Source organism: Clostridium hydrogeniformans DSM 21757, from assembly GCF_000686705.1.
In the GTDB taxonomy this organism is placed as follows: Bacteria; Bacillota; Clostridia; order Clostridiales; family Clostridiaceae; genus Clostridium_Z; species Clostridium_Z hydrogeniformans.
Genome location: NZ_JMLJ01000006.1, coordinates 41,741 through 57,853 on the forward strand (window position 1 = coordinate 41,741; position 16,113 = coordinate 57,853).

At 28.9% G+C, this 16,113-nt stretch carries 12 protein-coding genes; all 12 read right to left on the reverse strand.

Going from position 1 to position 16,113, the window contains the following annotated elements; translation table 11 throughout:
• Window positions 1–265 precede the first annotated feature (265 nt).
• The 12 genes from BR69_RS0102875 to BR69_RS0102930 all read right to left on the reverse strand — a co-directional run bounded on the left by BR69_RS0102875 (window position 266) and on the right by BR69_RS0102930 (window position 15,685).
• Window positions 266–2,020, reverse strand: a complete 1,755-nt coding sequence (locus BR69_RS0102875) for a DUF262 domain-containing protein (RefSeq protein ID WP_027631843.1) — start codon at window positions 2,018–2,020, stop codon at window positions 266–268.
• 905 nt (window positions 2,021–2,925) lie between these two features.
• On the reverse strand, window positions 2,926–3,345 hold the full coding sequence (locus BR69_RS0102880; RefSeq protein WP_027631844.1) for a HutP family protein: 420 nt from the start codon (window positions 3,343–3,345) through the stop codon (window positions 2,926–2,928).
• A 373-nt stretch (window positions 3,346–3,718) separates the two neighbouring features.
• Window positions 3,719–5,011, reverse strand: coding sequence for a hypothetical protein (locus BR69_RS0102885; protein WP_027631845.1), 1,293 nt, complete (start codon window positions 5,009–5,011; stop codon window positions 3,719–3,721).
• A complete protein-coding gene (locus BR69_RS0102890) occupies window positions 5,004–5,576 on the reverse strand; it encodes a sigma-70 family RNA polymerase sigma factor (RefSeq protein ID WP_027631846.1) in 573 nt (190 codons plus the stop codon). Before BR69_RS0102890 ends, BR69_RS0102885 begins: the two co-directional genes overlap by 8 nt.
• 332 nt (window positions 5,577–5,908) lie before the next feature.
• Window positions 5,909–6,358, reverse strand: a complete 450-nt coding sequence (locus BR69_RS0102895) for a DUF2975 domain-containing protein (protein WP_027631847.1) — start codon at window positions 6,356–6,358, stop codon at window positions 5,909–5,911.
• Window positions 6,359–6,679: 321 nt separating this feature from the next.
• Window positions 6,680–7,618, reverse strand: coding sequence for an oxygen-dependent tRNA uridine(34) hydroxylase TrhO (gene trhO, locus BR69_RS0102900; RefSeq protein ID WP_027631848.1), 939 nt, complete (start codon window positions 7,616–7,618; stop codon window positions 6,680–6,682).
• Window positions 7,619–8,005: 387 nt separating this feature from the next.
• The gene (locus BR69_RS0102905) at window positions 8,006–8,362 is read right to left on the reverse strand and encodes a hypothetical protein (protein ID WP_027631849.1); all 357 of its coding nucleotides are present in this window, start codon (window positions 8,360–8,362) and stop codon (window positions 8,006–8,008) included.
• Window positions 8,363–8,561: 199 nt separating this feature from the next.
• Complete coding sequence (locus BR69_RS0102910) at window positions 8,562–8,894, reverse strand: PqqD family peptide modification chaperone (protein ID WP_027631850.1); 333 nt, start codon at window positions 8,892–8,894, stop codon at window positions 8,562–8,564.
• Window positions 8,895–9,238: 344 nt separating this feature from the next.
• Complete coding sequence (locus tag BR69_RS0102915) at window positions 9,239–11,152, reverse strand: OPT family oligopeptide transporter (protein WP_027631851.1); 1,914 nt, start codon at window positions 11,150–11,152, stop codon at window positions 9,239–9,241.
• A gap of 452 nt (window positions 11,153–11,604) precedes the next feature.
• Window positions 11,605–12,078 carry a DUF1648 domain-containing protein gene (locus tag BR69_RS0102920; protein ID WP_027631852.1) on the reverse strand — a complete coding sequence of 158 codons (474 nt, stop codon included), beginning with the start codon at window positions 12,076–12,078 and terminating at the stop codon, window positions 11,605–11,607.
• A 382-nt stretch (window positions 12,079–12,460) separates the two neighbouring features.
• Window positions 12,461–13,753 (reverse strand): NCS2 family permease, encoded by a 1,293-nt coding sequence (locus BR69_RS0102925; protein WP_027631853.1) that lies wholly within the window; start codon window positions 13,751–13,753, stop codon window positions 12,461–12,463.
• A 582-nt stretch (window positions 13,754–14,335) separates the two neighbouring features.
• Window positions 14,336–15,685, reverse strand: a complete 1,350-nt coding sequence (locus BR69_RS0102930) for a uracil-xanthine permease family protein (RefSeq protein ID WP_027631854.1) — start codon at window positions 15,683–15,685, stop codon at window positions 14,336–14,338.
• Window positions 15,686–16,113: the final 428 nt, after the last annotated feature.

Genomic DNA, 16,113 nt, shown 5'->3' on the forward strand with positions numbered 1-16,113 from the left:
TTATAATGGTCTATGATTTTACTCTTGATATACTTAAAGCAATACTATTTAAAAAGTAATAGTTAGTGATCTGTTCAAATTAATTTAAACTTTTATAAAAGTTATAATAACTCACCTTATTCTTATACATATCCTTACCAAAGGACTTAAGTCCTTCCTTATATCAAATTTATCCTTTAAACTAGTTTATATGATTCTTTCAATAAAATGAATAATCTGGAATAAAGATTTCTCTCTATTCCAGATTATAATGTAAATTCACTATTTAGTTATTCATCCATATATCTAAAGCCTGATTTATCATTTCTTCTTGTCTCTTTTGAGCTTTTTCTACATTCCACTTATCTAGTTTAAGGATATTTTTGTTTATAGCAAACTCACCCTTTTTAACTATATAAGTCTTAACTTTTTCATCAAAAGCCTTTCCTGATGCTTGAGGATTCTTAGTTCCATTTATAAATATTAAGTTACCTATTCTATCAGACCAAATCCTTCTTTCATTAGCTGCAAAAGCTTCCTTCCAATAAGGATTAGATGGTCTTCTTGGGAGAATATTATCAATACTTAATTTAGATAAATTAAATTCTAATTTCTTCTTACATGGCTTACTGCTTTCCATTTCCATTCTTACAAGAACATACTTAGGTATCATCATTCTTCCCTTAGTATAGAAATCAGAATCATTTAAGGAGTTATAGAATAATCCTCTACTATGTTTTAACTCCTTATTAAAGATATCATTAGCTAGTACCTCTTTATATGTATTACTTTCCTCTATGATATCTACTATTCTATGAAGTCTTGATATTCTTTCACTAAAGTTTAATCCATTAACCCAATCCACAGTTATTTTCTTTTCTAATATAGTTACAAACTCATATAAGCCTTCATCATCTCTAAACTTCTGAACAAACTTAATAATTGTACACATCCACTCATTAAAGGATATTCCTTCTCTCATTAAGCTCATAAGGTTGTTATAATAAGTTTCTTTTTCCTTATTGTTAACCTGAATTGTTCCTTCCACTATATATTTAGTGTATATGTTCTTTATATCACATAAGGTATCTATAAATTCTCTTCCTCTAAAGTCTGGATATAGGGTAAATACCTTTTTCACATATTCCTCAAATATAGTTGAAGTTGCTTTTCTTCTAAGCTTTAAGGTTCTCATAAACCCTATTAGCATTTCAAGATTTTCTCGTCCTATATCATCCTCATTATCTTCCCATTTAGCTGTATATTCATCTTGAAGTTCTTCCTCTATAGCTCTTAAGTTCTCACTCTTTAGAAGATCTGAATTTGTAAGGGGAAGTCCTCTTGCATTTATTACATTAAATAGTCTAAAAGCTGATGCAAAGGAATCTGTAGTTATAGCTATTAAAACTACCCTTTGAAGAAGATACATTACAAAGATATTTAAAAGTTCCTTATCTAAAACTCCATCTTCATCATAAAACTTTTCTTTAAATATATTTATAGCCTTTGTCATACTAGCTTTAGCTTCATTAATATCTTCATCTTCAAAGTTATTAATATTATTAGTTCCACCTGACTCTAATATATATTTCTTAAAGAATTCCTGCTCTTTATCTCGAACATTAAGTCTTATACTTCCCTTAGTTCCCATTAAAGTGTTAGGCTTTTGATAAATTAAAGAAGAAAGGGTGCTTTTATATTCTTCATTTTCAACTAAATCTCTTATGGCCGCAACAAGCATAGTAATAGAAGTTAATCTTTGTTGTCCATCTATTACATCATATACTCCTGAACCATCATCTTTGCTGTCCTTTGTACAAAGAATTATACTTCCTATAAAATATGGCTCATAGGAATCAAAATCATCAGAGAATTCATCCCTGTTATTTTCTATAGCATCTATAATATCATCAATAAGCTGATTAACATTTTCCTTATTCCAGCAATAAGGTCTTTGATAATTTGGTATTTCAAATAAAAACTTATCGCTTAAAAGATCTTTTATATAATACTCTTTTGCTTTTACTTTTTCACTTTTCATTTGTGTCTTCCTTCCTTTATATGTTCTAGTAAAATTATTACTACTTCCCTCGGGTCTTTAAAGCTTTAATCTTTCACATTTTTAATGCTAAAAATAGCTATATAGAGTCCCTAGTCTAGCTCTTACTTAATTAATATGAGGTAAAGCCCCTGTAAAATTAAGTTCCCCCTATGTAATTTTAAATAAAGTTAACTTATATGTTTTATATTACTAAGCCATTAAAATCTTTATAAATCCTTATTCTATTTATACCCGTCATAAAATAATTTTTAGCTTCTTATATTGGTTTATGATAAACTTTTCTTAATATATGTTAAACTAAAAACTTATCCTATGCCTTTGGTACCCCATTCCACCTAAAAATAAGTATATTCCAAATGCCACCACAAAGTAGACTAGAAATACTCATCAATTAATAATTATATTAAGAGCCATAAATAAAATAAACTAGCATACTTACTAGTTATTTTTTTACTCCCCCTCAAATAACAGGGAACATGTCCATTAAAATTTCACTATAAATTCTAAAAACACGCTACAATCCTATATTTTATCATAACTCGCCCAATTATAAAATTAATTTTTGTAACTTACCACCCATTTCCTATGTATTATTGCTGAATTTAATTTAAAACTCTCATATTCTATATAGCCTCTTCTTATTTTTCACTTCTAAATACTAGTTCATTGATTTTAAATAAAAAATTATTATTTAAAGCTCATTAATACCTTATAAATATAAAAACTAAGGAGAAATCCATGGTTTTTACCCTAGACATCCCCTTAGTGAATTTACAACATAATAATATTAATATTTAAATGTATTTTATATTTAATATTTTTAAAATAAACTTACCACTCTCTAATAATACAAAAACATATAAACTATGTATTAAAGACATACTTTAAAGGTTAGGTATTGATCTATGTCCAAGACCTATTACAACTTCATTTAAATGAAGAAGACCAATACTTAGGAAAATACACACACTTATATGCTCTCCATGCCTTGCGATACCTATTTTTCCACCTACGTTAAGTCCATTTGCCTTAGATAATACTTGCATTATAGCTTCTCTTGTAGCTCCTGCAACAGCTCCATCATGAACGTGGCAATCCTTTATTATTCCAGTTCTTTTTGATGCAACCAAAGCCCTCTCTATAATCTTTTGAATAGAGTTTGTTAGATTTCCACCTATATCTACAGCAACAGCTAAAATTTCATTTTCCTTAAATTCTTTTATAAGTATCTCCTCGTGACTTCTTGAAGAGATTGCCATCTCTATAGATGCCTTTGCTATATCTACACTATTTTTATTATTCACTAGGGCTTACCTCCTAAAATAAGTTACTTAGCTATAAAAGCTATTTTTTAATAATACCTTACTAAATACCTGTTATTTTATTAATTTTATCTGATGGCTACCAGAGCTGTAACATCCCCATCCTCTAAAAGGTGGGAGATAACAGTTGCTACGCCCCCATAATATTATTTCTAGTTAAACTTATATAAAAAGTATATCTTACTAGGGATATTTTTAAAAGCATTACTTACAATATTCATATTTATATTATTAACTATATCATCTTTAGTTAAAATTATCTCATTTCCATATGTAATATATGATATGAAAACATAATAAAAAAGTATTATACAAAACCAATTCTAGATTATGCATAATACCTTAATTTATTAAACTAGTTATCTAAGAAAAATCTATATTTTCCTTTTTCTTTTATAGTAAGTCTACTTATAGCTAAATTAATGTTTCCTGTTATCTTATCTTTTAGAGTTAAATTATCCTTATCTATAGTTATAACTTCAAGCCTATTATTTTTCTCATTGAATTCTCCCCCATAAGACCTTCCCTCTAAAGATATTTCTTTTATAGTCCTATTTCCTTCTTCCATGTTAAAGTATATTGATACCTTATTGTCCTCATTACTAACCTTAGTAACTGTTGCCTTTTCTTTAATGCCATGAAAGGTAAGGTCTTTATTTATGATTACTTCTTCTTTTTCCTTTGGAATAGGTATCCTTAACTTTGTAGGTTTATCTAAAATATAATTTATATCTACACTATTAATTTCTACTTCTAACTTTCCATTTATCTCCTCTTTAATTTCAAATTCCTTTCCTCCATTAGTGTTATATGGTGAATAATCAAAGGATACTTCCCCCCCCTTACTATTTCTAATTCTTATATCACTCTTAGAATATATATCTATCCACTCTTTAGCTCCCATAGTATCCTTATTGCTCCAAAAGGACACATAACTTTTACCTTCATATATAAATCTATTTGCTCCTATCAAAGTATCCCCATTTTCTGATGTACTTCCTACATCATTATAAGAATTCTTATATTCAAGTTTCTCTAACTCTATATTTTCAACTTTTTCTCCTAAAATAAATAGTTGAATATACTTACATTCTTCTCCCTTATTCTCATAACCTAATGATGACTTCCATCTTTCCTCATTAGCACTCCCTCCAAAAGAGTATGGCTTAATTTCCTTCCCATCTATAGTTTTTATAAGGATCTTTTCTTTATCTATGTTTTCTCCATACCCAAATATATTAATCTGTATCCATTTTTTATTGCTAATAATACTTTTAATTAATATATCCTGTCCCCCTATCTTGGTTTTTACAGGATTCTTTAATATATAGGTATCCCCTTCATATTTTGACTCTATAAGTCCACTTCCTGGCACAAAATATAGTTTTTTTAGAGACTGTGCTATTACATCTTGTCCATAAGGTGATATTCCAAATAATAATGCCACCCCTATTATGACTGCTGCTATTTTAAACTTTCCTGTTTTTCTTTTCTTATTTCTCCCTATATTTTTAAAAACTTCTCTTTTAATCTTTTTAGCCTCTATATCTTCCTTAGAAATTTCTTCTAAGGTAATACCCTCTAGTAATATATCTAATTCTTCTGGAGTTAATCCATCCATTAAGTCTTCTATAATAGAATCATTCATTATAAACCTTCCCCTCCTCACTCTTATTTAAATACTGCTTTAACTTTTCTCTCCCTCTCCAAAGCCGATTTTCTACTGCTGATATGGATAGGTTTACTTCCTTTGCAATATCTTTTATTTTTTTATTATAAAAATACTTTTTTATAAATATTTCTTTGTCTAACTCCCCTAATGTATTTATCACATTTAAAATTTCTACTCTCTTATATTTTTCTAAAACTAGATCTTCTACTTCTTCTTTATCCTTTACAATAACCTCTTGAATATCTATTACCTTAGGTTTTTCTTTAAGTTTCTTTCTTTTATTTAATGCCTCACTTCTTCCCATTATAAGAATATATGACTTTAAGCTCCCCTTACTTTTATCAAAGTTATTAGCATTATTCCAAAGCCTTATAAATGTATCTTGGACACATTCTTCTATATCTTCCTTTGTTCCATACCCATTTAATATTGCCCCTACAAGGTAATAAAGATTTTCAATATAAGCATCCATTATGATCTCTAAGGATTTTTTACTACCTTTTTTTACTCTTTCAGCATGAAACTCCATTATGTCATTCAATTATTTCCCTCCTATCAATTACCTTCTTATCTATTACTACAATTATTTTGAAATTTTCCTCACATAATCTTTAATAAACTTTTTCTTTCTAATTTTTTAAATATATATCTTTTAATAGGTTTCTATGAAAAGTAATATAAAAATTCTAATTATGTAATATTATTTATTATCGTCTATTAAATATAAGTTAGGAACTCCATAAACAAAAAATATAAGTAAGGACTTACTCATAAATTAGAGTAGTCCTTATTTAATAGTAGATAACAAAGAAGGGGATGTCTCACAATACTTTAAAATTTAGACGTAAAAACAATCATTCAATACAACTCTATCTATTCTATCTTTCTCTGTAACTTCTGTTTAAGAACATTAGCTAATGCCGCAATTACTATTGAAGTAAAAATAGGTAACATTCCAATTATTATTGCACCTGGTGCATCATCTTTGTCTGCAAGGAGAATGATGAAGGGCATTATTACCACATACAAGGTACTAATTGCCATTGCACAATATTTTATATCTTTTAAAGCTTTAACAGAAATTTGTGAGTAAGCTCTTTTTTTGTCAATATAACTTAAAAGTATAAAAAACTTATATAATGTAATGTAAAATGGTATTACTGACACATATATCCCTATTGAAATAGGATATAGTATATATCTATAATCTGGATTCACCGGATTATTAGCTAAGAAATAAATCCCAAATACACATAAAGTAAGAACAGTAATGCTAATAACAATAACAGCTAGCTTTAAAAAAAATGTTGTTCTTTGTTTCATAAAAATCACCTCACCTATTTATTAACAACTTATATAATAATAAGATTTATATTGATATTCAATATATAAATATTATTATACAATAGATAAATATCATTACACAATATATATTTAAGTTTGAAACATTTCAAATTATTTGTATACTTTTAAGGTAATCCTAATCTTTATTTTTAAAATATCATTAAGTCTTAATAATCTTTTATTCTATAATATACTATAGACCTTATGGATGTTTTGTATGTTTTTTTGAGTAAAATATATTAAGCTGGATTTTAAAAAATCCAGCTTAATACTCTTAATTATTTATGTAATTCATAAAACCTATGCTTCTTCAGCCTTTCTTTGAAGTCTTAAGTGTGCATTTCTTTCTGGCTTATTAATTACATATTCTCTGCATTCATCACTACAAAATCCCTCATGCTCTTTTTCACATGATTCACAACATATGTAATGACTGTGACAATCATCATTATAACAGTTTATATATCTATCACTTGGATTTCCACAATGATGACACTTAGAAATAATAATATCTTCTTCTGTGTTATTAATTCTTACTGCAATTCTCTCATCAAATACATAACACTTACCATCAAATAGTTTTCCTTGAACCTTTTGATCTTTTCCGTAGGTTACAATTCCCCCATCTAATTGATAAACATCATTAAAACCTTTATTCATAAGAACTCCTGTAAGCTTTTCACATCTTATACCTCCAGTACAGTAGGTTAAGATTTTTTTGTCCTTATGTTCACTAAGTTCTTTATCTATCCACTCTGGGAACTGTTTAAAATTCTTAACATCTGGTCTTATAGCATTTCTAAAATGACCAAGCTCATATTCATAATCATTTCTTCCATCAACTACAATAACATCATCTCTTTGAAGCATTTCATGAAAATCTTCTGGTTTAAGATGAGTTCCTGTAAGTGATATTGGATCTACATCATCATCCTCTAGAAGAGTTATTATGCTATTTTTAGGTCTTACAAATATCTTCTTAAAGGCATGTTCATCCTCATAGTCCATTTTAAATACCATGTCTTTAAATCTTTCATCACTATGAAGTATTTCCATATACTTTTCAGTTTCTTCAATAGAACCTGAAACTGTACCATTTAACCCTTCCTTAGCAACTAAGATTCTTCCTTTTAAATTTAAGCTCTTACAAAGAGCTAAGTGTTCCTTTGAAAACATCTCTGGATCTTCTATGTTTACAAATTGATAATATAATAATACTCTATATTTTTTTTCCATCATATTAAACTACCTCTTTAATATTATTTCACTAAGGATTATATAATAATCTCTTTTATTAATCAATAACAATTATTAACTGTAAACCTTTATCATTTATCTCTTTTTAAGAATAAAATCCTTTTTAGTAAATAAAAATCCCCATGCAATATAAACCTTTTCCCTTTTAGTTCATTGCCATATAGCAAATAGTAATTTAATATTCTAAAGTATGTATTCTTCTTACTATTTATCTGATAGCTATAAGCTTTAACACCCCGATCCTCTAAAGGTGGGGGGTAACAGTTTCAATTATTCAAAGTAAAATATTCGAGTTTTAGAACAATAAAAAGAAGCTGTGATTTTTCTCTACCACAGCTTCTTTACTTTAAATTATAAGTCTATACTTTTTTATAGATTATAATTTACCTTTCTATATATTCTTTTCTTACTATCTAAAAGCTCTATCTTTTTCATTTTTATAAGACCATCTATAACTAGATTTGAAAACTGAAGACTATTAGTAACTGAAAGTTTTCTCTTACTCCAAATAACTCTTGATTTTTCATCTTCTATAATTTCTCTTATCTCTTTTGCACTAAGATTTTCTTTAGTTCTAAAGGCTTTTAAAACCTTTCTTATACATTTTGAGTATAGCTTGTTTATAAGTACCCCATTAAGGGTTTTATCCTTTATAATTCCTATGTATATAAGACCCATAGTTATTAAAGCTATTAATATTATATAGATTATATATTTAAAAATCATACTACTCCCCCACTTTTTTATAGCTATAATTTTTTAATATGAGGCATTATTATGGTTAAACTATATACTTTAAAATACTATGCATTAGTAGTTAAATTTTTATATTCAAAAATTTACAACTTAGCAATTTAATTTTATTTTATCTAAAGGCAAATAATCATAACAGAGTAATATAATATTTAAGTAGTAGCACCTATTCCTACTTAAATATTATACATTTATTATCATTGAGAATCTTTATATAATTTAAAAGCCTTGGAAGAGATGGTTCTATTCTCTCTCCAAAGACCTCCTTTATTTTATTATCTATGTTATATATGTTATTTTCTCCATTGCAAAGCTTCCATATCTCTGACCCAATCTCTTCTAGTTCTAAACTTATAACCTCAGGTCTTTTAAAAATCTTATGCATTACCTTTTCAAAGGCAGAATCCCTGGGAATTTTTAATATAACTTTGCTATTCTTATCTTCCCAAAGAATTCGTTGATTTCTAATAGGTATAAACTCCATCATATTTCTATCCTTTTTCATAATACTCTCCCATCTATCAAAATATACTATTTAAACCAATGAGGTTTTTCTTGTAAGTTACCCCATATCTTTTTTTCTACTTGCTACACCTTTTCAATGTAGTCCCTTATGGACAGTTGCCCCCCACATAATTTATCTTATGGCTATAAGCTTTAACACCCCCATCCGCGTGTAAGCTTTGGGATAACAGTTACGCCACCCCTAGATTAAATCATCTAACCTTCAGGTGGTGGAAAGAACACCACCTGAAGGAAGATTCTCTCCATTGATTCTTAGATACTTTTTATGAGGGGGATCTTACTGCCTCTTAATAAGCTTTAAAGTATAAACTTTATCCTTTTTATTTAAGCCTTTTCAGCTCTTTTCATAGATTTTTTAAGAATTATAACAAAAGAAACAGTTAATAAAATAAAGCATATAAGGGATCCCAATTGCCCTAAAGGAGGATTTTTAAATGCAAATTCAATTCCTCCTGCAGTAAGTCCTGCTAATATTACTCCCATTAATCCTTCCCCAGCAATTAGTCCTGAAGCATATAATACTCCTGACTCATTGGCTAAAGTTTTCTCATCTTCATTTTTTACAAACTTATCAATACATCCCTTTATAAGTCCTCCAACCATTATTGGAGTAGATAAATGTATTGGAAGATACAGTCCTATAGCTACTGGGAGAGATGGTACTCCTAGGATTTCAAAAATTATAGCTGAACCTACTCCCATAAATACTAAGTTCCAAGGTAAGTTTCCATCCATTATACCTTCTATTATAAGTTTCATAAGCCCCGCTTGAGGTGCTCCGAGTTCTGCTGAACCAAAAGTATATGCCTTATTTAAAAGAATCATAACTGCCCCAACTATACAAGCTCCAGCCACTACCCCAATAAGTTCTCCAAGTTGTTGTTTAGATGGAGTTGATCCCACTAAATATCCTGTTTTTAAATCTTGAGAAGTATCTCCTGCTATAGCAGCTGCTGTACATATAACTGCACCTATACATAAGGCTGCTATCATGCCTTCCTTTCCTGACATCCCCATAGCTTTTAATATTACTGTTGTTAAAAGTAAGGTTGCAATAGTCATTCCTGACACTGGATTTGAAGAACTTCCTACAAGTCCAACAATCCTTGAAGATACTGTAACAAAAAAGAATCCAAAAATAGCTATTAAAATTGCCCCTATAAAACCCACTGGAATCTGTGGAAAAACTGCTATAGACACTATTGCTATTAAAAGAACAATTATTATAAATTTACCACTTAAATCCTTATCTGTCCTTTCAATAACTCCCTCTACTTTTGTTCCAAATCCTTTTATTACATCTTTAAAAGATGAGAATATAACAGGAAGTGACTTTATTAAACTTATAATTCCTCCTGTAGCCACAGCTCCTGCTCCTATATATTTTAAATAATTACTCCAAATGCCATGAGCATCTAAGTTCTTAACTAAATCCTTGGCTGGAAATATTATTTCTCCTGCTGATTCTCCAAAGAAAGAAATCATTGGAATAAAACAAAGCCAACCAAGAATTGCTCCAACAAGCATATAAGATGATATTCTAGGACCTATAATATATCCTACTCCTAGTAAAGCTGGCAAAGTATCCATACCTACAGTAGCATTTTTAAAACCTGCTATGGAAGTCTCTATTTCTGTAGGAAAAATCTTAACCCCATCTCCTAAAAACTTATAGCCTGCTCCAATAGCCCCTCCTAAAAATACAAGCTTTGCTCCTGTTCCCCCTTCTTCTCCTGCAACTAATACCTCAGCACAAGCTACTCCTTCTGGATATGGAAGAGTTCCGTGTTCCTTAACTATTAAATACCTTCTTATAGGTATCATAAATAAAACCCCAAGAACTCCACCTACAAGGGTTATTATTCCCATAGTTACTATTGATGGATCTTCTCCCCATAAGAATAACGCAGGTATTGTAAAAATTGCCCCTGCAACTAAAGATTCTCCTGCTGAGGCTATGGTTTGTACAATATTATTTTCTAATATAGACTTTCTTTTTAAAACTCCTCTAACTATAGCCATAGATATAACTGCTGCTGGTATAGAAGCTGAGATTGTCATCCCAATTTTTAATCCTAAATAAGCATTGGCTGCACCAAAAATTATACATAGAATAATACCGATAACCACTGATAGAGCTGTAAATTCTGGCATAACCTTATTAGCTGGTACATATGGTATATACTTCTCTTGTCCTTCCTTTAATCCATAGGCACCCTCTGGTAAACCCTTTTTCATTAATTCCACTCCTTAAAATTTCTAAATTGTAGCTTATCTATCCCCCTCCTTAATTGCTATTAGCTTTTAAATTTTTAAAGCTATCTTATTTAAAATATATTACTTAAACACTCATTGTATTACCTAAAATAGCCTTTTATTACACATATTCATAATATAGTCATAATACTAATCATGATTTTTTAATATATCTATATATAAGTTGTAATATTAAAATCCAATTAGATTTAGCTAAAACCTATAGAGCCATCAAGCACTGGGATAAGTATTTAATTTTTACATCCACTTAAGAAATGTTAAGCAACTCTTAAAAATTTAAAAGCCATGTATAAATAGGAAACTATGGCTCCTTAATATACATGGCTTTTTTCTGATTATTTATAAATCATATTATAATTTAACTTTATAAATATTTTTGATAATTAATATATAGAGTCCTTCTATCTTTACCCTCATTGTTGATTACTTAAAGAAACACTTCTACTAGTAAAATAAATTAAAGATCCAAATATAACAAGTAGTTCTATAGGTAAAAATATTTTTGGTAACTTTAATGACTGGGCTGAGTAAGAAGTTATATAGAAAAAAACTCCTAATATCTCTATTTTAAGCAATATTATCATAGTTTTTATACATCTATAAACATCCTTTTTCCCTTTCTCTGTTTTCGCTGAAGGAACATTCCATATTTTCGGAAAAAAAGTTACTATTGTAAGTCCAAAATACATTGCTCCCCCAATAATAGGCATTATTAATATTTGAGTTTTATCAACCCATCTATCAATTCCTCCTAATGCATTATAATGACCTGGAACCATATCTGGAATACTTCCCCAACTCTTTATAATAAAAATAAAGAAGGCCATTAAAATCATAGCACCTATCATCTCTAAAATAAGTTGAAATTTACTATACTTTATTTCCATTTTTACTTAACTCCTAAACTATTATAAATTATCCTCGATTCATAATACTTAAATTTTATAATTAAGTACAGCATCTTATATACTTATTATATCATAATTTCAATAAATTGTATTCAATTATATTATTTTTCATTTTTAAATAAGTATTCTATCTAAATTGTAAATTGAAAAAGTAAGTTTCGGTATTATCCATAAACAGAAGTTAGTTTTGCAAAGTATTTATATAATTAATTTTATAAAAATTTTTTAATATAAATTTCTCCTCATAATCATCTTAAGAGTTAAGCATATTTACTTTTTCATACCCTTTCTTATTTTAAATTAAATAAAATAAGTGTATCCCATCCCTTCTAAGGTTAAGATACACTTATAAATTAACTAATTATATTAAAAACTTAAGTACAAATATAATACCTACTACTAGTGTAGCAATACTTATATCTTTATATTTCCCAGTAAATAATTTTAACAATATGTAAGACACTACTCCAAATACTATACCATCAGATATACTATAAGAAAAAGGCATCATTATTATAGTTAAAAATGCTGGTAATGCTTCTGTATAATCATCTAGCTCTATTTCTTTAATTGGTTCTATCATAAATAATCCAACTAACACTAAGGCTGATGCTGTAACTGCTGGAGTTATAACTGCAAATATTGGAGAGAAAAATAATGCTAAAAAGAACATTACTGCTGTGGATACAGCTGTAAGTCCTGTTCTTCCTCCTTCTGCAACTCCAGCTGCACTTTCAACAAATGTACTTACTGTGCTTGTTCCAAGGCATGCTCCTACAGTAGTTCCTATGGCATCTGCAAATAAAGCCTTCTTTATGTTTGGAACCTTTCCATCCTTATCAAGCATTTTTGCTTTAGTGGCAACTCCAACTAATGTTCCTATGGTATCAAACATGTCCATAAATAAAAGGGTAAATAATACTATTGCCATATCTAGAGTAAATATATTATTCCACTGAAACTTAAAAAATACAGATCCAATAGATGGAGGCATACTCATAATATTAGATGGAAGAGTAGTGACTCCCATAGGTATTCCTATTAAGGATGTTAAAAGCATACCTATAAATAATGCTCCCTTTACCTTTCTAGATATTAATACCCCAGTAATAATTATACCTATTATAGCTAAAAGTCCTGGTCCCTTTGTTATGTTTCCAAGTCCTATTAAAAGTCCACCACCTTCTGGATGAACAACTATTCCAGCTCCTTCAAGTCCTATAAGTGCTATTAAAAGTCCAATTCCAACTGATATCCCTCTTTTTATACTCATAGGTATGGAGTCTACAACAGCTTCACGAACATTAAATAAAGTTAAGAATATAAATATAAGACCTTCTAAAAAAACTGCTGTTAATGCAAACTCATAAGAATATCCCATACCCTTTACAACTGTAAAAGCAAAGAAAGCATTTAGTCCCATACCTGGTGCCTGAGCAAAAGGAAGTTTTGCATATAATCCCATGACTAAGGTTGCAACCACTGCTGAAATTGCTGTAGCAGTAAATACAGCCCCTTGATCCATACCTGCTACAGATAATATAGATGGATTAACTATTAATATATATGCCATAGTCATAAAAGTAGTAATTCCAGCTATTATCTCTTGTTTAATATTTGTATTATTTTCCTTTAGTTTAAAAAAGTTTTCCAAAAATTTGCCCCTCTTTCTTTTGTAATTATAAGATTAGTTTATCCCATAGATTTTAATTCTAGCACTTTAGATATTAAAGACTTATATAGTAATTGTAAAATTTAAAAATTACTTAAATTAATTTCTTTCTCTAGTTAAAGTAAAGTCTTTAAGTTTATAGCTCTTTTCTTATGATTTTATGACTTTAAAAGTTAAAATCACAATTTTTGACTTTTTTTAAAACTTAACTAACTCAATAGGCCACATTAAAACTTATATAGGGTAATCCCTCACCTAAGTTAATCTTTCCCTATACCTATTATATTTAGCCCTAAAACATAATCTATTATTATATCCTTTTACTAATCTCTATGTATTTAATAATAGTCCCTATATTATAATAATAGATTTCTTTACTTTTTCCAAGAACTTTTGCGAACATTTTTTCTTTTTTTAGAATAATCTTATGTGTTTCTAAAAAATATTTTATATAAATAAAAAAACACACTGAGAATCGGGTCCATAATTCTCAGCATGCTTTTTTTAATTTAACCAGTAAGTTATAAATATATATAAATTTATATATTTATCAGTTTAATAATTTTAAGCTTCCATTTCTAATCTTTCTTTTTCTTCATCCTCAATACTCTTCTTAGGTAATATTATATTTAAAGCAAGTACTACAATAGTAGCTATTACAACTGCTGATTTACCAAATATCATCATAACCCAATCTGGGAATAATGCAAGAGCTTCTGGAGTTTGTGTTATACCCATTCCAAGAGCTACAGCAAGTCCTACTATAGTAACATTTCTACCTGATAATTCATCTTGAATTATTAATTTTATTCCTGTCATTGTTATCATTGCAAAAACTGTAATGGTAGCTCCTCCAAGAACACATTGTGGTATGGTAGTCATTAAAGCTCCAATTTTTGGAATAAATCCTGCAAGAAGTATTACTCCTGCTGCAATCATTAGTATAAATCTACTAACCACCTTAGTCATTACAACTATTCCAACATTCTGACTATAGGTTGCTGTTGGTAGTCCTCCAAATATTGATGCTAAAACACTAGCTACTCCATTACCTATAATTCCTCCTGATAGCTCCTTGTCCTCTGCTTCCCTGCCAAGTCCACCTACAGTAGTTGCAGAAATATCTCCTACTGCTTGAACTGCATTAACTACATATATAATAACCATGGATATTACTGCTGATGGATTAAACTCCATACCAAAGTGTAAAGGCTTAGGTACTGAGAACCATCCTGCCTGAGCTACTGGAGTGAAATCTACTATACCAACTATAATGGATATTATATATCCAACTACTATACCAACTAATATAGAAGCAAGTTTTAAATATCCTTTAGTAAATTGGTTGCAGAATAATACTACTACAAGAGTTATAATTGCTATTATCCAGTTTGTATAAGATCCATAGGTTGGTGATCCTACTCCCCCTGCAATATAATTTATTGCAATAGGGTATAATGATAATCCTATTGTAAACACAACGGTTCCTGCCACAAGTGGTGGAAAGAACTTTCTAAGTGGTTTAATAAATATTCCTACTATTATTGCTGCTAAAGAACCAATAAGCTGGGCTCCAAAAATTGAAGCTATACCAAATTCTCCTCCTATTGCTATAAGAGTTGGTACATAAGCAAAGCTTACTCCCATAATTACCGGAAGTCTTGATCCTATCCTACCAATGGGATAAAGCTGTATAAGAGTTGCAATACCTGCTATAAACATAGCGCATTGAACCAATAAAGTCTTATCTGCAGTTCCTAATTTAACAGTTCCTGCAACTATAATAGCAGGAGTTATATTTCCAACTATCATAGCCAAAACATGTTGAAGAGATAATGGAATCGCTTTGTCCAAAGTAGGAATTCCATCTAAATCAAATACAGATGTGTTTTTTGTTGTTTTTGTCGACAACATTTCAATACCCCCTAAAATAAAGCTTATATATTGACAAAACTAAACTAATAAAGATGATTAATCTAGTTTTCAATAACAAGTTACCCAAAATCCTATTTCTCTCTCTATAAAGGATTTTGTATCTATTACATATATTCAAAACCAAAGCTAAAGAAAACCCTTACTAAAAATCATTAATTATATATAAGTTGTAATAAATCTTTAAAATAAAATTCTTAGTTAATCCTTTAATAATAGTAAGAATTTTTACTCAAATAAATTTATAATTACTTCAATATATATACTAAAATTAATCTTTGTAAAAATTTTAAACTTTTCTATGGTAGTTAACACATTATATTACCTAATTTAATTATATACTCTTTGACTTCAATGAAGTTAAATGAATACTTAATGTAATATAAGGTTTTTGCATAGTGTTTAAATGT